The 18,835-nt window shown below is 36.9% G+C and carries 18 protein-coding genes; 3 read left to right on the top strand and 15 right to left on the bottom strand.

Features of this window, described 5'->3' with window-relative positions; translation table 11 throughout:
- Positions 1–31: 31 nt before the first annotated feature.
- From HND50_02935 to HND50_02945, 3 genes are all read right to left on the bottom strand, one after another.
- Positions 32–382, bottom strand: a complete 351-nt coding sequence (locus HND50_02935) for a hypothetical protein (GenBank protein ID NOG44154.1) — start codon at positions 380–382, stop codon at positions 32–34.
- Between the two features lie 38 nt (positions 383–420).
- Positions 421–726 carry an antibiotic biosynthesis monooxygenase gene (locus tag HND50_02940; GenBank protein ID NOG44155.1) on the bottom strand — a complete coding sequence of 102 codons (306 nt, stop codon included), beginning with the start codon at positions 724–726 and terminating at the stop codon, positions 421–423.
- Between the two features lie 191 nt (positions 727–917).
- Positions 918–2,261, bottom strand: a complete 1,344-nt coding sequence (locus HND50_02945; protein ID NOG44156.1) for a VanZ family protein — start codon at positions 2,259–2,261, stop codon at positions 918–920.
- A gap of 61 nt (positions 2,262–2,322) precedes the next feature.
- On the opposite strand from HND50_02945, the gene HND50_02950 reads away from it, so the two are divergent.
- Both HND50_02950 and HND50_02955 read left to right on the top strand, forming a co-directional pair.
- On the top strand, positions 2,323–3,240 hold the full coding sequence (locus HND50_02950; GenBank protein ID NOG44157.1) for a YitT family protein: 918 nt from the start codon (positions 2,323–2,325) through the stop codon (positions 3,238–3,240).
- A gap of 88 nt (positions 3,241–3,328) precedes the next feature.
- Positions 3,329–4,588, top strand: a complete 1,260-nt coding sequence (locus HND50_02955) for a cyclic nucleotide-binding domain-containing protein (GenBank protein ID NOG44158.1) — start codon at positions 3,329–3,331, stop codon at positions 4,586–4,588.
- A 124-nt stretch (positions 4,589–4,712) separates the two neighbouring features.
- On the opposite strand, the gene HND50_02960 is transcribed toward HND50_02955, so the two are convergent.
- From HND50_02960 to HND50_02975, 4 genes are all read right to left on the bottom strand, one after another.
- The gene (locus tag HND50_02960; protein NOG44159.1) at positions 4,713–5,246 is read right to left on the bottom strand and encodes a GNAT family N-acetyltransferase; all 534 of its coding nucleotides are present in this window, start codon (positions 5,244–5,246) and stop codon (positions 4,713–4,715) included.
- An 11-nt stretch (positions 5,247–5,257) separates the two neighbouring features.
- Entirely contained in the window at positions 5,258–6,082 is an 825-nt protein-coding gene (locus HND50_02965) for a carbon-nitrogen hydrolase family protein (GenBank protein NOG44160.1), read from the bottom strand.
- A 65-nt stretch (positions 6,083–6,147) separates the two neighbouring features.
- On the bottom strand, positions 6,148–6,786 hold the full coding sequence (locus tag HND50_02970) for an HAD family hydrolase (protein NOG44161.1): 639 nt from the start codon (positions 6,784–6,786) through the stop codon (positions 6,148–6,150).
- Positions 6,787–6,808: 22 nt separating this feature from the next.
- Complete coding sequence (locus HND50_02975; GenBank protein NOG44162.1) at positions 6,809–7,501, bottom strand: noncanonical pyrimidine nucleotidase, YjjG family; 693 nt, start codon at positions 7,499–7,501, stop codon at positions 6,809–6,811.
- Between the two features lie 129 nt (positions 7,502–7,630).
- Between HND50_02975 and HND50_02980 the strand changes: the two genes are divergently transcribed.
- Complete coding sequence (locus tag HND50_02980) at positions 7,631–8,113, top strand: periplasmic heavy metal sensor (protein NOG44163.1); 483 nt, start codon at positions 7,631–7,633, stop codon at positions 8,111–8,113.
- Between the two features lie 39 nt (positions 8,114–8,152).
- On the opposite strand, the gene HND50_02985 is transcribed toward HND50_02980, so the two are convergent.
- The 8 genes from HND50_02985 to HND50_03020 all read right to left on the bottom strand — a co-directional run bounded on the left by HND50_02985 (position 8,153) and on the right by HND50_03020 (position 18,681).
- Positions 8,153–9,517, bottom strand: coding sequence for an amino acid permease (locus HND50_02985; protein NOG44164.1), 1,365 nt, complete (start codon positions 9,515–9,517; stop codon positions 8,153–8,155).
- A gap of 6 nt (positions 9,518–9,523) precedes the next feature.
- Entirely contained in the window at positions 9,524–10,144 is a 621-nt protein-coding gene (locus tag HND50_02990; protein NOG44165.1) for a class I SAM-dependent methyltransferase, read from the bottom strand.
- 43 nt (positions 10,145–10,187) lie between these two features.
- Positions 10,188–11,885, bottom strand: coding sequence for a gamma-glutamyltransferase (gene ggt, locus HND50_02995; GenBank protein NOG44166.1), 1,698 nt, complete (start codon positions 11,883–11,885; stop codon positions 10,188–10,190).
- Positions 11,886–11,983: 98 nt separating this feature from the next.
- Positions 11,984–13,522, bottom strand: coding sequence for an SDR family NAD(P)-dependent oxidoreductase (locus HND50_03000; GenBank protein NOG44167.1), 1,539 nt, complete (start codon positions 13,520–13,522; stop codon positions 11,984–11,986).
- Between the two features lie 24 nt (positions 13,523–13,546).
- A complete protein-coding gene (locus tag HND50_03005) occupies positions 13,547–14,548 on the bottom strand; it encodes a Gfo/Idh/MocA family oxidoreductase (GenBank protein NOG44168.1) in 1,002 nt (333 codons plus the stop codon).
- 112 nt (positions 14,549–14,660) lie between these two features.
- Positions 14,661–15,056: a type II toxin-antitoxin system VapC family toxin gene (locus tag HND50_03010; GenBank protein ID NOG44169.1), complete on the bottom strand. Its 396-nt coding sequence runs from the start codon at positions 15,054–15,056 to the stop codon at positions 14,661–14,663.
- Positions 15,053–15,301: an AbrB/MazE/SpoVT family DNA-binding domain-containing protein gene (locus tag HND50_03015; protein ID NOG44170.1), complete on the bottom strand. Its 249-nt coding sequence runs from the start codon at positions 15,299–15,301 to the stop codon at positions 15,053–15,055. Before HND50_03015 ends, HND50_03010 begins: the two co-directional genes overlap by 4 nt.
- Before the next feature lie 128 nt (positions 15,302–15,429).
- Positions 15,430–18,681, bottom strand: a complete 3,252-nt coding sequence (locus HND50_03020; GenBank protein ID NOG44171.1) for a glycosyl hydrolase — start codon at positions 18,679–18,681, stop codon at positions 15,430–15,432.
- Between the last annotated feature and the right edge of the window lie 154 nt (positions 18,682–18,835).

Below are 18,835 nucleotides of genomic sequence, written 5' to 3' on the forward strand. Positions count from 1 at the left end.
TTATTTTATTTATTATTGATCAGAATTATTTTTACTCGGTTTGTACGATTTGGAAAACAAGGCTCAACACGATTAAGATAATCCCCCAGTACTCAACTGGGATAAAATAGAATGTATTTTTTGATTCTTCAAATATCCTTTCTATCCTCTCATCTAAGCTTAGGTTTAAAATATCCAATTCTTCACTTTTTTTGCGGCTATGGGTGTTTAAGTATCTTCCAAGAGGCCATAAAATAACAGATGAGATCATACAAGTGATAGACAACCATTGGAGGGTTGGTAGGTTTTGATCAAAAAACTTCATACATGTGGTTACAGCAAACGTAATAATTACTACAATAATAGGGACAACAAGGCCCCAACCACGGGAAATTATAATCAATAATCTATCCTTATTAAACCTTTAACTTAGAAAGATATTTATTTGAGGGATTCGTAGTGCAAACAATGTTGATCCCATCGTTTTAATACTACCCGTGCAGCATCCGGTACATATGCAACAGTGTAATCCTCTCCCTGGAAATCGATGACATTTTGCAATGACTCAAATGTAATTATAGTAACGAATTCAACCTCATCACCATTCTCTTTTCGAAGCACTTCAAATCCCTTATATCCAGAGATTTTCTTTTCTTCAATGCCTGGAATAACCGTTTTTATGAGTACATCAAAATACTTTTCTGCATTATCCTGAGTTGTCCATCCATGCCATATTCTTTTTATCACTGATTCCTCTTTATGTATTATTTACAACTTAATATCTTGTTTAGCAGCAGCAACAATAATCATCATATCTTTAATAATCAACTACTTAGATCAGCCTTCTCAAATTCAATTTTCACAAAATGTAAAGATTCAAAATTAACTTTGTGTACTAAAAACACTGAATATATTTCAAATTATTGAATCTCAAATAGCTAAGAAGCCCGTTTGCGCCGGACTATACTTTTTGTATCGAAGTCCAATTCCAACTGTACTTCCTTTTTCTCATTTTGAATGGATTTAAAATAGTGAAGCTGCAAAATGTAAATCAATGCACCAAATAATCCCCAAAAGAAATTGAAAAAAATATTTGTGAAAACAGCTACTTGTGATGGATTGAACCCACGTGGCATTTCAATAATCATCGAAATTGCCAAAAGAGAAAAAATCAATTTGGCTGTAATGTTACGCGGCTTTCTTCGGTTTATATATTGATACAGCGTATAACCAACAATTGTAAAGGATGAAAAAAGTTGGATAGTACGGATAATAAAATCCAGATCTGACGTGGAAAATAGTTCGGGCTGAACAAAGCTAAAAGAGTAATTGCTATCAAACGATCTTATTGGCCACCGGTTTAATATGATTATATAAAAGCAATACAGCGGTACAATTTTTATAAGAGTCCTTAACTCAAAACGCTGCTCCGAGGCCATTTTCTGTTTTTGAAGCAGAAAACGAACTGCTATAAATGCAACGCAAATCAAACAAAAAGCGAGAATCGTTTTTGGAAATTCAACAAGTGCTGGAAAAGTGCTGATGATAAACCATGCAAAAAAGAAAAGAAAAAAAAGTATCCTGTTAAAATATGTTTTGGAATAAATGCGGTTCAGATATATTTCACTTATTAAAATAGCTCCCATCAATCCAAGTGGTAAAATCAACCAAATTCTCTGTACCTCTTTTCCGATGGCCAGGCTGCTTAGCCAAAGTAAAGGAATTAATAAAAACAACAGGTTCATCAACGGTATTTCAAGAATAATTTTACCCGAAGCTTTGGAAAGCCTTTTTTTAAACTGCACATAAAAGAAGGCACCAACCAATGAACCAAAAGAATTGGCTGCTATATCAATAAGGCTGGTCATTCTTGTGTATATAAAAAATTGGTTAAACTCGATAAAGCTGCTTAGTGCCAGACCCAATAAATAAACTTTGGCCAGGTAAAAACGGCTCTTTTCACCTATAATAGAATGGATAAGAAAGCCAAATGGTGTAAAAAGGAAAATATTCTGCAAAACCTCTTTTACATCCCAAAACCAGAATATGGCCAGCTTTTGCGGAACGTGGTACCGAAAAGGTGCAAGGGTTATCACCAGAATTATTATCAGCATATAAGCAAATAAGGCCGTACCTAATAGCTTAAAACTGCCATCTTGCCGAGAGTTATTTTCAAAAAGCATAAAACTATTTTCGAACGCATGTAACAGGTACTTTATTAATTGGCCTGCAAGTGGAAATTCAAGAATTACTAAAATCATATTGATTTGATAACTCGGCATAAAGTAAATTCCTGCCTTCACTCATATAACACCTTCATTTTCTATTTGGGAACCAGGTTTAATGAAAAAACAAATCTTAAAAGATTACTTTTTTATAATGTTTGGCGCTACACTTATGGGGCTTTCCATTTCTGTATTTATGATTGATGCAAGGGTTGTTCCTGGCGGGGTTTCCGGTATTGCCATGGCTCTCCATTTTATTAATGAAAACATTCCCACGGGATTGGCATTATGGCTGATGAATATACCTTTGTTTGTTTGGGGTATTAAAGAACTTGGCTGGGGTTTTGCCCGGCGAACTATTTTTGGCTTCAGCATAAGCGCTTTTTCAATTGACCTTTTTCACGGTGATTTTCCGGGCTTGGAATTCTTTGCCTTAAATAAAAGTGAAGCAATTGTTGATTTGCTGCAAAATGATTTTCTTTTTCTAATCATTATCGGTGCAGTTTTGCTTGGCGTGGGTATGGGTTTTGTATTAAAACATCAGGGGACAACCGGTGGCGCCGATGTAGTGGCCGCTATTTTACAGCGCCGCTTTGGCTACAAACCCGGCAATTCCATTATGGTAATGAATTTTTTTATTATTACTTTTGCCACAGCGGTTATTTATATCAATAATTTATCACCCAACAGACCCGCTATCTCATTGGCATTTTATGCCCTGATGTTAACATTTATAATCTCGCGGATTGTTGATGTTATGATTGATGGCTTTGATTATGCACGATCTGCTTTAATAATCTCTGAAAAAGGCGAAGAAATTGCCGATGCCATAATGAATCGTATGTCACGTGGTGCTACAGCTTTAAAAGGTCGTGGTTTGTATCGTAATACAGATCGTGAAATTTTGATGACTGTTATTACCCGGCGCGAAATAATCATGCTGGAATCGTTGATAAAAGAAATAGATCCGGATGCATTTGTAATCATCAGTACAGTTCACGAAGTTTTAGGCGAGGGTTTTAAACGCCGGGCTTAAAGCTTGCGGAGTTCCTCAATTTTTGCCATATTGAGACGAGAGATACGATCATAAAAAAGTCAACTCCTCCGACAAAGCCAATAAAACCATGAAAAACTCCATAACTCTAATCCTGCATATATTAAGTAGCTTTGCCACCGCAGTTATTGCTTTTATTTTGCCCTTAAAACTTGTCTTAGTTGTCGAAGCAGAAATTGTTCTACCTGTTTATCTTTTGATTTCAACAATCCTTATTTTAGATTTTTTAAACAATCTGAAAGAATATCGCCAACGTAAAAACGAATCCTCACCGCAGGAGATATTGGAGCATAAACATAACGCATTTCTTTTAGCGATTGATTTTATTGGTATTTTACCGCTTGGAATAATTTTTACTCCAATTGTTGGAATCCTTCAATTGCTCAAAATCATCCGTATCGCACAGTATCAATCCGTTTGGAACAGACGTGCTGTCAGGTTGGGCGATTATCAGAAACTGGCCTTTTTTGTCTTTTGGATTTTTATTATCACCCATTGGTTGGCATGCGGTTGGTTGGCTCTACACAATTATGGTTCAATATCTGATACTACAACGTTATATGTCCGGTCCCTTTATTGGACGGTTGTAACACTAACAACAGTTGGTTATGGCGATATCGTCCCAAGCACAAATATTGAAACAGCATATTCTATGGTTGTGATGATTTTTGGTGTTGGTATTTATGGCTATGTAATTGGTAATATTGCCAAAATTCTTTCCACAACAGATCCTGCTAAAATGGCTTTTCAAAATAATATGGATAGCCTGAAAGCTTTCGTAAAATACCGGGAACTACCGATAACATTACAGCACCGTATTCGTGATTATTATGCATATCTTTGGAAAAAGCGATTGGGTTATGATGAATCCGGTTTTTTAGAAAACCTGCCTACCGGTTTAAAAAATGAAGTTGCGCTGCACTTAAAACGCAAGATAATAGACAAGATACCGTTATTTAAAGAAACAGGTGAAGAATTCTTGAATGATATCGCCCTGAACCTTAAGCCTGTCATTTATACACCAGGAGATTTTATTATCTCGGAAGGTGAAGAAGGTCATGAAATGTTTCTTGTAATAAAAGGAGAAATTAAAATCTTTAAAAACGGTACGCCTGATAAGTCAATTATTTTAAAAGACGGTTCGTTTGTTGGTGAGATTGCCCTGTTGCGCAATGAACCGCGTATGGCCAATGTTCAGGCCATTACTTATACAGATTTATATAAGTTGGAACGCGAGGTGTTTGAATCAGTTTTGTCTCAACACCCTGAGATTGCAAAAAAGATAAAAGATACAGCTGAAGCCCGTATTAAGATGAACACTAGTGATTAAGACTTTCGATTAGGATGTCGTCATTTCTGTAGGTTTTTAACAGGAATCCGTTTTAGATTCCCGATAAGGGCACTCGGGAATGACAACTATTTAATTCACAGATAAACTCCTGTTTTTCTTGGTGCTACTTTTTTTCACTACTTAATAGCCCCATCACATAAAAATCGCAATAATGACCTTTGTGAAACATTGCCTCGCGTAAGGTGCCTTCAATTTTAAAACCGCATTTTTGATAAGCTTTTACAGCCCGTTCATTGCCGACATAAACATGAAGCTGGATTCTGTTTAAATTTAAAGTTTCAAAAGCATAATCTATCATAAGATTTGTAACTTCCCTGCCGTATCCTTTTGACCAGTTTTCCTTTTGGGCAATGGCAATATAATAAACTGCCGCTCTGCTAATCCAATCAACCCTGTAAAAAGCAGTAACTCCAATGGATTTGTCCGATTCCTTTTCACAGATTGTAAAAAGTACGGTTTTATGGTCCGCTATGGCTTGCTCCAGTTTTACAAGTTGCTCTGCGGGTGAAGAAGGTAAAGCATAAAAAAGAAACTCACGCGGATCCGGATGGTTTTCTGTTTCAGCCCAGATGTTTTTATCATCATCTTCACAAGCACGAAGATAGATATTAGTTCCAATAATAAATGGATTTTTCATAATCCCTTTTCTTATTTATGTGAAAACCATTCGGCATACAACTCCGGTCTGCGGTCCCTTAAAAAAAGTTTGTGAGCATTGGAGTCTTTTATTTCATCCAGGTTAATATCCGCATATAAAATTTCTTCTGTCCCCATTCCTGCCCTGGCAATCACTTCTCCTGCCGGATTGCATACAAATGACTCTCCTGCGAAAGTAAGTTTTTCCTCTTTACCAACCCTGTTGCACAAAGCAGTAAAATAACCATTTTGAAAAGCTGCCACGCGCATTTCTGCTTCGTACAAACCATCCGGCCATTCTCCAATGGAACCGGCCTGTGGTATAAAAACAATCTCAGCACCATTTAAGGCCAGGGCGCGCATATATTCAGGATAATGGCGATCGTAACAAATGGCAACACCAATTTTGCCGTAGGCTGTATTATAAACTGGCGCTCCAAATTCACCTGGTGCGTAATACCCTCTTTCATGAAAATATTCATAATCTGTTATGTGCACCATTTGGGTTTTGCCAAGAATTTTTCCATCTGTATCAATTACGGGTGATGTATCAAAGGTTTTATTACCTGCTTTTTCAAAAATATTTAAAACAATAACTATTTTAAGTGTCCGGGCCAACTCCTGGAAGCGCCTTACAGTTTCACCATCTACCGGTTCTGATAAGGCCAATGTCTCGGAGGACGCTTTTAGTTGAGGATAGAAACGTTCGAAAGCTAACTCTGCAAAGGCAACAATTTCAGCGCCATTTTTGGCAGCTTCTTCCACAGCTTGAATTCCTTTTTTTCGATTTACCTCTCTGTTTTCCGTTGCTTTTTGTTGAACTAAAGCGATCTTCATATTTTTCCTATAAATTAATTTCTGGTTTCAGTTTTTCTAAAATCAATTTTTTACACTCGGTTTTATCAAAAACACAATTCGTCTAATGATTCAATAACTGTCGCGCCTGCATCTAAAAGTTTTCCTTTTGTTTGGTGTCCTTGAGCAACTAAAATTGCTTTTACATTTATCGCTTTGGCAACTTCCAAATCATGAACCGTATCTCCAATCAACAAAATATCTTCCTCATTCAAACCTGAACCTTTTATCCAATCTTGAGCAATATCTTCTTTGCCAAATGCATTATGATTGTCAAGCCCATTTATCGCAGAAAAATAATTAAAAATATGATTATCCGACAAAGCCTTAACTAAATAACTATGCTTAGAAGCTGATAAAACTGATTGTGAAATACCGGCCTTTGCTACCATTTTCAAAGAATTTTTTGCACTACTATGAAGCATACATTCATTTCTACGCGATTCATATGTATGAATAAACTGTGTTCCTACTTCTTTAAAAGTTGTTTTATTGAAGTTGAAACCAAGTTTTTCATAATAACTGATTACAGGAAAATCGAAAATGGATTTATAATGATCAAGCGTCATTTCAGGAAGGTTATGCTCTTTTAAAATTAAGTTCATAATATCTACGCATAGCCAGGCATCATCAAGCAAAGTGCCGTTCCAATCCCAAATAATGTGTTTAAACTTTGATATATTCATGGGCTTAAAATTAACTCACTAATTAAGCTCTCGCATTTAATATTGAAACAAGATTAATAAGATTCTTAATTTCGTATGTTGGAATAATTCCATCCTGAGACACATTGTTTTCGGGATTAAACCAACATGTATCAATTCCATAATTCTGTCCGCCCAAAATATCTGAACCCAGATTATCGCCAATTATAAGTACCTCTTTTTTATTTGGATTGCCGATTTTATCAAAAGTAAGATCAAATATTTTTTTATGTGGCTTTGCCGATCCAACTTCCTCAGAAATAACAATCTCATCAAAATATTTTGTAATAGATGATTTTGAGAATCTGGGTCTTTGCACAGATTTGAGCCCATTTGTTATCAACAGCAACTTGTACTCACCGGACAATTTTTCGATAAGTGATTCTGCACCATCAATCAATTGGTCGCTCTGGCTCAAAAATTCAAGATACAACCTACTTGCTTTATTAGCATCAGCCTGAACATTTATTTCTTCAAAAAAAATATTAAATCTTTGTACCGGGATTACATTCTGCTCTATTTCTTTTTTTTCAAACTGTGCCCAGATTGCTTTATTTATATCATAATAAATTCTGTGATATTTATTCTTGAAAGGAATACCTAAAGAAGAGAATGTCTGTTCTATTGCGCTATCCTGCGCTGCATCAAAATTAAACAACGTGCCGTCAGCATCAAAAAAAAGCCAGCTATATTTCATTCTTAAACCTCTGAATTACAATATTTAACAATAAATTTTATTTTTTTTGCAAGGTTTTTATTACGCATCTGTCTGAAGTTATAAATACCATGGTAATAAAAACATTAACTTAATCTGAAAGGAAATATCATGAAAGCATCAAAAATATATTTATCAATGATACTTGCAGTATTAGTTTTATCAGCAAGCTTAGTTGCCCAAAACCCTAATCGAATGAAACAACGCGGGGAAGCAAGAGAAGGCAGATCATTTAGAAAAGAAAAAATGATGAATTTACCAGGACTAACAGATGAACAAAAAGAGAAAATGAAGGAAATTAAGATCAGCGGAATGAAAGCGATGAAACCAATAAGAAATCAGCTTGGTGAAAAGTTAGCAAAATTACAAACACTTGAAACCGCCGAAAAACCAAATATGAGCGCAATCAATGAAACTATTGATGAGATATCATCTTTAAAAACGGCACAGGCTAAATTACGCGCCGGCAACAAACAAAGAATACGTGCCCTGTTAAACGATGAGCAAAAATTATTTTTTGACGCAAAAGGCCATGGAAAAGGTGGAAAACATGGACGTGGAATGGGAAAACGCGGCCAATGTATGCAGCAATAATTTTAGCTTACTTTAAAATTCCTGCCAATGAGGGATGGTTTAAACGCCATCCCTTTTCTTTTTTACGTTTACCATCATTAAATAATAAATTGGAATTCCTACCAAAACAGTAACTATAGCTGTAATTGATTCAACAGGTCTATTTATAAAGGCTGCTACCATTATTAGAAAACTACTGATTAAAAAAAAGATTGGGATAACCGGATACCCCCAGGTTTTAACTGCGAATTCTTCGCCAATTTTCCGTTTACGCGCCAGAAATAAACCAAATACGGCCAGCCATGGAAAAATATTCAGTGCAAAGCCTATATAAATTAGCAGTTGTTCAAAGGTCCCCACCAAGACCATGAAAACGGCTAAAAGCCCTTGAACTAAAATCGAATATCCCGGTACCTCATATTTTGGGCTTATGCGAGATGCAAAAGAAAAAAACATCTTATCAATGGCCATGGCATAATAAACGCGTGGACCAATAATTATAAATGCACTTAGCGAGGATAACAATGCAATACTTATAAGAAGCCCGAAAATATCTCCAACCCAGCTTCCAAAAGCATGAGTTGAAACCTGTTCAACAATGGCAATACTATCTCTTATATCCTGAAAAGGGACTTCCTTTAAAATAAAAATATTTAGTAATAAATATAGTCCAATCACGATAAGAGTACCGCTTATAAGCGAGCGTGGCAAAGTTTTCTTGGGATTAACTAATTCACCTGCAATATAAGTGCTTGCATTCCACCCACTATAAGAAAACATAACCAACATCATGGCCACACCAAATCCACCTTCTGCAACTGAAAATGACATACTGTCTGAAAATAACTCGATATTTCCGCCACCAAATAGAATCCCGGTTATTGACAATCCAAGAATAATTAAAATTTTAAGGACTGTTAAGCTATTTTGAATAATTGAACCAAATTTTACTCCAAAATAATGGATGGCAGTAAATAAAATTACAACCAGAATTCCAATTACTTTTAGGCTTTGTCCTGAAGTTAGAAAACCTTCAAACAAAACTAAATTGGATCCGGCTAAAAAGTAAGCTGCAAAGCTAATCGCGGCCCCGGCGATTGGTGCGGAGAACCCAACAAAAAAGCTTGTCCAGCCAGTTAAAAAGCCCACAACAGGGTGATATAGTTTTTTTAAGTACACATATTCGCCACCTTCTTCCGGCATACGCGTAGAAAGTTCTGAATAACTTAAAGCACCACTTAATGCAATAAGTCCGCCTAGCAGCCAACAGGTAACTATCCAGCTTGAATTTGGCAAATAATTCGCCATAATGCCCGTTGTTGTAAATATTCCGGTACCTATCATATTAGCAACAACAATAGCAATTGCGGTTGTTAAGCTGATTTTTTTCTTAACCTGACTTGTCGGTTCCACGGGAGATGTCATTTAAACTTACTTCTTTTTTAAGATGAAAAAATACTGCTTTTCCAGGAATTTGTATTCTTTTTCAATAATTAAACCATTGCCTTTGAGTGATTCCAAAACATCTTCTTTAGTAATATTGTGGCCAAATGGTCCGGACGATGATTCCTTCTTATAATCAATAATTGCAATCCGCCCATCCTTTTTAATTTTTCCGGCTAATTTCTTTATATACTGATTTTTATTATCAAAATGATGAAAAGTATTTCTGATAAAAATCAGATCCAGGGAGTTTTCTTCAAAATTTGAATCATCCGTTTTTGCCAGAATTGTCTGGATATTTGAAATCCCTTTTTCTTTTGCATCCAGTTCAATACTTTTTAAGAACTCCTGATTGATATCGGCTGCAAAAACTTTTCCTTCACTACCGGTTTCTTCAGCAAACCGAAAGGTATAATAGCCCCCACCAGATCCTAAATCTCCGATGAAATCACCTTTTTGAATATCCAGTGTTTTTATGACTTCATCCGGTTTCCATTCAGGCGCTCTTGCAAGTTTATTAAAATGTTTAGCGCGGTCCATTTGTGAACCACAGAAAACAAAAACTACAAAAAACAATGGAAACATAATAAAGGTTAATGTTCTCTTCATTGCACCTCCTCTATGGATAAAAGATTTTTTTTAGATTTGATTATCAATAGCCTGCGGCGCCACCATCCGGGCTACGTGTATCAGCCGCACCGGATATAATTCCGGATTCATAATCAACATAAATGCCCATTGCCCTGCCCAATGTAACTCCCTTTTCATACAATATATGGCCCATACTTTCATACAATCTTTTTGTATCCGGCGAGAGTTGCCACTCTTCATAATAAGTTTTATCCGGAAGCCATTGATGATGAATTCGCCCCGCTTCAATTGCCTGCCCAATATTCATTTCATGATCAATTACATTCAGAATAACCTGCAATGTTGTATTAATTATGGTTCGTCCTCCAGGGCTACCAATAACAAGAACAGGTTTACCGTCTTTGGCAACTATTGTTGGCGACATACTGGAAAGCATTCGTTTTTCCGGCTCGATTATATTTGCCTTTGTTCCAATGCGACCTTTTCTGTTTGTTAATCCGGGGATTGCATTAAAATCGCCCATTTCGTTATTAAGGAAAAATCCCAGACCTTCTGCTACTATTTTACTGCCCCACCACTGCTCTATTGTGTAGGTCAAAGAAACCGCATTTCCTTCAGAATCAACAACTGAAAAATGGGTAGTATTGTGTTTGTCAAAAGTCTGGTTAAACTTAGAAGAGTCACTTTCAGAAGCCTTAAAAAAATCAATCCCTGAACGAAGTGTTTTAGCATGTTCTTTGGAAATCAGTTTCTGAACAGGCATATTCTTATTAAAATCCGGATCACCCAGATATTGTGCCCGGTCAGCAAACGCCCTGCGCATTGCTTCTGTTAGTAAGTGCAAATAAAGTGCGGAGTTGTGTCCCATCCCTTTGAGATTATAACCTTCAAGAATATTTAGCATTTCAAGAATCGCCACTCCACCGGAAGCAGGTGGTGGCATAGACCAAACATCGAAACCTCTATAATTACCACGAACTGGCTTTCGCTCTACAGCTTGGTACTTTGCAAGATCTTCTTCTGTGATTATTCCACCGTTTTCTCTCATAAATTTGGCCAGTAGTTTTGCTGTTTCACCTTTGTAAAAACCATCGTGACCGTGTTGCTGGATTCTTTTAAGAGTTTTGGCAAGATCAGGTTGTGGCCAAAGTTCTCCGGGCTGATATAGTTCACCTTTATTGTTTATAAATTTTCTTTTAGTTGAAGCAAATTTTGCTAATTTTTCCGAATAATCTCTTGTAACATCGTTATACAAATACCATGTAAATGGGAAACCCTCCTCTGCAAGTTTAATTGCCGGTTCAACCAAATCGGCCCAATCAAGCTTGCCATATTTTTTATGCGCCTTGTAAAGCCCTGCTACGGTTCCAGGAACTCCAACAGCAATTAGACTATCATGATTGGAATTATTTAAAACTTTGCCATCTTTGTTCAGATACATTTCTTTTGTTGCTGCAAGTGGTGCTTTTTCTCTAAAATCAAACGTAGTTACATCGCCGTTTGTTTTGTGTAAAACTAAAAAGCCTCCACCACCTATATTTCCTGCTTGCGGGATTGTAACCGCAAGTGCAAAAGCCGTTGCAACCACTGCATCTATTGCATTTCCACCCTTTTTTAGAATGTCGCGCCCTACCTCCGATGCAATGATTGAAGTAGAAACGACCATTCCATTCTTGGCATATGCAGGAGTACGTCCATTATTGGCAAAAAGTGTGGTAACAGAATAAATGATCAGAAAGAAAATAGTTTTTATTGACATATTAATCCTGCTTTAATGGTTTGACTTTAATTTTGAAATATAGGTTTAGATTGTTGATCGAATTTGATGTGAGAAAGGCTAAAATATATGAGACATAATTACCAATCAATTGGAAAATAGTCTTTAAGGAATTTACCAACCCAGTGTTTGCCTGTGATAATACCATCAAAAATAGGATCACAAACCCTTGCAGCACCATCTACAATATCAAGTGGCGGCTGAAAATCATGTACATTTTGTTTGAATTTAGAAAGCTCGATTGGATCTTCATCAGTTACCCAACCAGTATCAACCGCATTCATAAAAATGCCGTATTTTGCCAAATCACTTGCCGATGTATGGGTTAACATATTTAACGCTGCTTTGGCCATATTTGTATGTGGATGACGGTCTGCTTTTGTAAATCTGTAAAACTTGCCTTCCATCGCCGTAACATTGACAATGTGCTTTTGTCCTGTATTATCCTGTTTCATCAGGTTTACCAGTCGATTGTTTAAAACAAAAGGTGCCACTGAATTCACAAGTTGCACCTCGAGCATTTCCGGAGTTTCAATTTCCCCAAGTTTTAATCGCCAGCTATTTGTTTTTCGAAGATCAACCTGTTGAAGGTAAACATCCAGCTTGCCAGCGGGAAAAACTTCTTTAGCTACAATTGAATTATCAAAATTATATGGGATTTGAGAAAGCTTTGCAGAAGCACGTATCCCGATGCCGGGACCCTCGCTATGCCAACTAACCGGCAGATTTGAACCATTTTCATTCTCTGGTTTACACAGTGCCGCCAGAGTATTTTTACACTCATCATAATCCGTTAAAAGATTTTGTACATCTTTGGAGAACAAATTTATGGATCTTGATTCATTTTCTATTAAGTGTGAATAGAACCCAGGCGGGCGCCGTACAGTTTGTGCAGCATTGTTGATAATTATATCCAGGCGGTCATAAGCTTGCTCAATATACCTGCCAAAAATTTCTACGCTTGGTGTATGGCGCAAATCCAATCCAAAAATATGCAAACGGGCTTTCCACTCAGGAAAATCTTCTTCTTTTGAATAACGCAAAGCAGAATCTACCGGAAAACGAGTTGTTGCAATCACAGTAGCTCCTGCACGAAGCAGCATCAATGTTGCATGATAGCCGATCTTCAGCCTTGAACCTGTAATTAAGGCAACCCGGCCAAAGAGAGAAGCGGATTGAAAACGCTTTTTATAATTCAAATCTCCGCATGACTTGCACATCGTATCATAAAAATGATGCAGGGTTGTAAATTCTGTTTTGCAAACATAACAATTCCGCGCTGAGCTAAGACTGTCAGGTTCAATTTCTTTATCAATCCGGTTTAAAGGCAGTTCTTTCGGCGCTTTAAAAACATCATTTAATCGTGCTCCGCGGATTCCTGTATTAGCCCGGGCAATTTTATCCGGTTTTTTTGCGGCTTCCCGTTTGGCAAGTTTTTTATCTGTGCGGCGTTTCTTACGTTCTTCGGGTGAAGGTCTGGCAATTTTGCCTGCAGCTTCATAAAGTTTCCGTTTTTCTTCTTTACTTAGCCCGCTTATTTGCTCGCTGTTTTCAACAAGGTTCTCAAGAAGTAAGATGCAGTTTTGAATATCCTGCAAAGTATATTTTTTTTCTTTCATAAAGCTATTTTATTTCACTTTCGATCACTCAAAGGGATATTTAAAACCCCATTCGTCTCTCATTTTATCCATAATTTCCATGATTGCAACTGTCTCATCTAACGGAATAATGTCACTTTCCTGTTTACCATTATTTATACAATTAACTACTTCTTCAACCTGGTATATAAAACCATTTTCATGATTATTTTCAACAACTTTTTTGACGTCTTTTATTTCGTTCGTGCCATCATGTTCAAAAATTGTAAATCGATCACCTTTGTGAAATTCTGGAAATTCAATATATCCTCTACTGCCATAAATTTCAGCCTGATTTCTCATTTTGAGATTATAACTTGTAGAAATATTTGCAAAACAGCCGGATGGAAAACGAAACATATAATTTGATATTTCATCAACACCCAAATCGCTAAAACGTGTCATTGATTTTATTTCCGTTGGAAGCTCACCAAGTAAAAAACAAACAACAGAAATAGGGTAAATTCCCATATCCAAAGTAACACCGCCTGCAAGGTCGGGTTCTGTAAGTCTTTTTTCATATTCAGGACCAACAAACCCACCAAAAGAAATATTTAGATTTTTTACTTCGCCTATTTCATGATTTTGAATAACATTCTTCAAATTTCTAAGGCTTGGTAAAAACCTTGTCCACATGGCTTCCATTAAAAAAAGATTATTTTTCCGTGCCAGGCCTACAAGTTCTTTTGCTTCCTTTGCATTTACAGTAAAAGCCTTTTCTACCAAAACATGTTTTCCATGTTCCAAAGCAAGCTTGGTGTTTTCGTAATGGAAATTATGAGTTGTAGCTACATAAATAATATCAATTTCGTTGTCGCTAACAATTTCCTGGTAAGTGCAGGCATTTTCTATATTATGCTCATCAGCAAACTGTTTTGCTTTTGTAGCAGATTTCGAGGCAACTGCATGTAAGTGGCAATCCGGATTAATATTAAGGGCCTCTGCCATTTTATGGCCAATAATCCCGGCTCCAATAATACCCCATTTTAGTGTTTTGTTTTTGTTCAATTTCTCAGTCCTTTAATACTTCTTGTTTGCCAAACAAAAACACAGCAAATATTATTATGTTTTTCAAATAATCCATGTGTTTGGTCAATTAATTGTTATTTAAAAGGGAAGATTATATCTGTTTAAATAAATTATGTTTGGCAGCTCTCTTGTCAAAAGTGAGGATTTTTTCACAACCACTTAAAAAAGAACAATGTGCAATCAACAAGTCTGAAAGATCATTACTTTTTTGTTTTGATTCTGAAACCATTTTATGAATTGCATCAAGCTTTTCGAGTTTCAAAATCGGCATTGAAATTAAACTTTCAATAGCCAACACAATCTGCTCTCGTGGCAAATTGTACACTGCTTTCAAAACCCAAATCAGCTCAAGGGTAACAAGTATTGAAACAAAAAAATAGTCCTTTTTCCTTTCAGCATTCTTAAATATCCGTAAAACTTCTTTGGCCTGAATTTCATCGTCATTTACAAGAAAACGAACAAGAAGGTTTGTATCTATCCCTGTCATATCTTTCTTTCAGAAAATGATCTGCCCAACTCATTATTCATCTCATCAATACTAAAAGAGTTCTTTTTCTTTGATGATAAAAGGCCAAACACTTCATCAACAGATTTGGAAATAGACCGTATTATAACTTCCCCTTTCTCGGATAAAATAAAACCAATTTTATCACCTGTCTGAATGTGTAGAGTCTCTCTTATTTTTTTAGGAATTGTAACCTGTCCTTTTGATGTTATCGCTGCTTCGATCATTTTATTCCTTACGATTATTTAAATTCTTACCTCAATGTAAGGATTCGATTACGTAATTGCAACTTGTCTATAGTAAGTAAAACATGATACATACATAAGCTAATTCGCTTTTAACATTATGTAACTTCCTACTCCATCTTCCAATCCGGAACACGGCCGGGAGTAATTGGCGTACCAATAACCTCAGCTTTTTGCTCAATCATTTCTAAATCTTTTAAAGCAGATTTTAACTTGGCTAAGACAGGTGTAAATTCTTCCCCGGCAATTTTATAATTCTTTTTATGTGTTTCTGTTATTTCAGATGTAGAAGCCCACGCACCATAAATTATTTCATTAATACGATTATTTATTGATGGCGGTACAGGCTCACTATGTCCACGAATAACGCTATTTCCACTTAAACCTAATTTAATTTCTGCAATTTTTTCTTCCAGCGATTTAATCTCATTCTGTAACTCTTTTATCCTGGCGGGTGTATCAAATAAACCTTTTTTAAGATGTTTGATTCGGCTGTCAATTTCACGTACAACTTGTCCTGATCCCCAAATTGCCCTTTGCATTCGTGCGGTCTTTTTCTGAAAAGCCAAGACTTCTTTTTTATTTAATGCAGGCAAAGTTGTATTATTTAATGGAACACATTCAAATGTTTGTTTTTGGCCTAATTCGGTATAAACACCTTTTACCTTTTTTTCCAGGGTCATTGTGTAGTTTCCGGGAGCCGCCAATGGGGCTAATGGACCGGAATCAAAAACACTTCTTGCCCGTGGCTTTAGATTAACCGGTGCCGATTCAGGATAGCGCATATCCCAGCTAACACGATGGATTCCAGACTTTGAAGATCCCTCTATCCTCCTAACAATTTGATTCGCTTCATCACGGATAGTCAAAATAACGGATGGCTTTTCTTCTTTCTTTTCCTTTTCCAATGCATCCCAAGAAGGATAGAAATCATCTTTTTGTTTCTTTTCTTTTTCCTGGCGAATCTCTTTAAGAGATTTCAAGCTTTCCTTTAGATAGTAATTAAATACGGCTCCTACAGGAGGATTTTCTGCAATATAATAATTATCACCCTGCATTGATTTTTTTGCAAGACCTAATGGTGCACTTTCTATAAACATCCAGCTTTTCTTAACAGGAAAAGTTTTTGCTCCGGCATCCAGCTCTTTATTATTAATCTGTCGCAACGGTGAATAATCGTCAAGAATATAAATTCCCCTGCCAAACGTTCCCAGAACTAAATCACTTTCTCGGCGCTGAATGTCTATATCAAAAACGGCAATAGTTGGTAACCCGCCCTTAAGTTGAATCCAATCCTTGCCACCATCTATTGTAAAAAATACGCCAAACTCCGTTCCGACAAATAACAAATCAGGATTAACATGATCTTCAGCAATTGTATAAACCGTACCTCTTTCAGGTAAATTACCTGATATTGAAGTCCATGAATTTCCATTATTTGTACTTTTTAAAACATAAGGCTTAAAATCACCTTTTTTATGATTATCAAAAGTGGCGTAAACAACTTTCTCTTTATGCAAAGAAACCTGAATATGACTCACATAGCTCATACCCGGGACACCGCTAAACTCCGCGATTTTTTTCCAGTTTGTCCCTCCATTTTCTGAAACCTGGATAAGCCCGTCATCCGTTCCTACATAAAGTAAACCTTCCTTAAGGGGCGATTCATCAAAGGAGACAATATTACCAAAAAATGAGGTGGATTTATTTTTGGCTATGGCATCAATACTCCAAACCTTATCCATTATTTTCAATTTATTACGATCAATCTGTCTCGTTAAATCAGGGCTAACAGCTTTCCAGCTATTTCCACGATCATCGCTGCGAAAAAGAATGTTGGCACCAAAATAAAGGCGCTGATTATTATGAGGGCTGATTTTCAATGCAGAATCCCAATTCCAACGAAGTGCCGGCGCGCCTTTATCCGCTTGTGGCTGAATGGATACCATTTCTCCACTTTTTTTATCAAATCTTACAAGTCCGCCATACTGATATTGGGAATAAATGATATTTGGATCTGTTGGATCAACCTGTGTTTCAAAGCCATCTCCAAAAACTGTTACAAACCAATCTGCATTACGAATTCCATTTATTGAAGTGTTGCGAGATGGACCGCCAAGCGTAGCATTATCCTGCGTACCTGCATATACATTATAAAAAGGAGCATCATTATCTACTGTTACTTTGTAGAATTGTGTAACGGGCAAATTATCGAAAAATTTCCAGGTTGCACCCTTATCGAAAGTCTCATAAACACCACCGTCGCAACCAGCCAGCATATAATCCGGTTGTTTGGGGTTTATCCATAATGCATGATTGTCTACGTGCTTATATTTTTCTCCAACCTGTTTCCATGTTTTACCGCCATCAAGCGTCACCATCATCCAGGTATCCATCGAATAAACGCGATTTACATCAACAGGATCACAGATAATTTCCTGGTAATATTGCGGTGAACGGCTAATATGATTACTCATTTTCTTCCAGTTTTCACCGGCATCTGTTGATCTGTAAAAACCCTTCTCTTCAGGAGTGGCTTCAACAATTGCGTAGACCACATCCGGATTAACAGGAGAAACTGCCAGACCAATGCGGCCAATTTCGCCTTTTGGCAAACCCTTACTCAGTTTTTTCCAACTTTTGCCACCATCAACAGATTTGTGTAATCCTGAACCGGGTCCACCATTTAAAAGCGTCCAGACACGGCGCTGGCGTTGATATGTTGCCGCATAAATAATATCCGGGTTTCTGGGATCAAACAGAATATCTGTTACTCCAGTATGCTCATCCACTTCAATTACATTTTTCCAGTTTTTACCGCCATCAGTACTTTTATATAAACCACGTTCCCCACCTGAATTCCACAGTGGCCCCTGTGAAGCCACATATATTGTGTTTGAATCACGTGGGTCAACCAGAATTTTGGCGATATGCTGTGAGTTTTTTAGCCCCATATGCGTCCAACTTGTCCCGCCATCAATCGACTTATACACTCCGTCTCCATATGAAACGCTTCGTTGGCTGTTATTTTCACCTGTTCCAACCCAAAGGTTCAGTGGATTATTGGGATCCATGGTGATACAACCGATGGAGTAAGAGCCTTCATTATCAAAGATTGGCTCAAAGGTTGTTCCGGCATTGTAAGTGCGCCACACACCACCGGAGGCCACAGCTACATAAAAATGAGATGGATTGTCCGGATTAACTGCCAGATCGCCAATGCGGCCAGAAGCAAGCGCCGGGCCTATAGAACGGAATTTCAGTCCGCTAAATGTAGAGCTGTTCATTGGAGATTTATCTTCTGCAAGCGAAAATGTAAAAAGGGAAAGAAAGAATACGGCAATTAGAAATAGAGTACGCACAACGGCCTCCTTGGATATTGAATATTAAATATCGGGGATAAGTATAAAATTGTAATATAAGAAATTTATTTATTTAAATGAAAGGATGAAAATGTAGAAAATCAAACATACAAAAATATCTAACAGGATTTTGACCCCCAGTTCGAATCATTGA

This window comes from Calditrichota bacterium (assembly GCA_013112635.1).
Classification (GTDB): domain Bacteria; phylum Calditrichota; class Calditrichia; order Calditrichales; family J004; genus JABFGF01.

Coding starts and splice junctions, on each gene's coding strand:
- HND50_02945 (NOG44156.1), bottom strand. CDS start 2,261: ATGCCGAGTTATCAAATCAATATGATTTTAGTAATTCTTGAATTTCCA.
- HND50_02985 (NOG44164.1), bottom strand. CDS start 9,517: ATGACATCTCCCGTGGAACCGACAAGTCAGGTTAAGAAAAAAATCAGC.
- HND50_02960 (NOG44159.1), bottom strand. CDS start 5,246: ATGAAAAATCCATTTATTATTGGAACTAATATCTATCTTCGTGCTTGT.
- HND50_02990 (NOG44165.1), bottom strand. CDS start 10,144: ATGAAGAGAACATTAACCTTTATTATGTTTCCATTGTTTTTTGTAGTT.
- HND50_03015 (NOG44170.1), bottom strand. CDS start 15,301: ATGATCGAAGCAGCGATAACATCAAAAGGACAGGTTACAATTCCTAAA.
- HND50_03000 (NOG44167.1), bottom strand. CDS start 13,522: ATGAAAGAAAAAAAATATACTTTGCAGGATATTCAAAACTGCATCTTA.
- ggt (NOG44166.1), bottom strand. CDS start 11,885: ATGTCAATAAAAACTATTTTCTTTCTGATCATTTATTCTGTTACCACA.
- HND50_02975 (NOG44162.1), bottom strand. CDS start 7,501: ATGAAATATAGCTGGCTTTTTTTTGATGCTGACGGCACGTTGTTTAAT.
- HND50_02980 (NOG44163.1), top strand. CDS start 7,631: ATGAAAGCATCAAAAATATATTTATCAATGATACTTGCAGTATTAGTT.
- HND50_02965 (NOG44160.1), bottom strand. CDS start 6,082: ATGAAGATCGCTTTAGTTCAACAAAAAGCAACGGAAAACAGAGAGGTA.
- HND50_02955 (NOG44158.1), top strand. CDS start 3,329: ATGAAAAACTCCATAACTCTAATCCTGCATATATTAAGTAGCTTTGCC.
- HND50_03010 (NOG44169.1), bottom strand. CDS start 15,056: ATGACAGGGATAGATACAAACCTTCTTGTTCGTTTTCTTGTAAATGAC.
- HND50_02970 (NOG44161.1), bottom strand. CDS start 6,786: ATGAATATATCAAAGTTTAAACACATTATTTGGGATTGGAACGGCACT.
- HND50_02950 (NOG44157.1), top strand. CDS start 2,323: ATGAAAAAACAAATCTTAAAAGATTACTTTTTTATAATGTTTGGCGCT.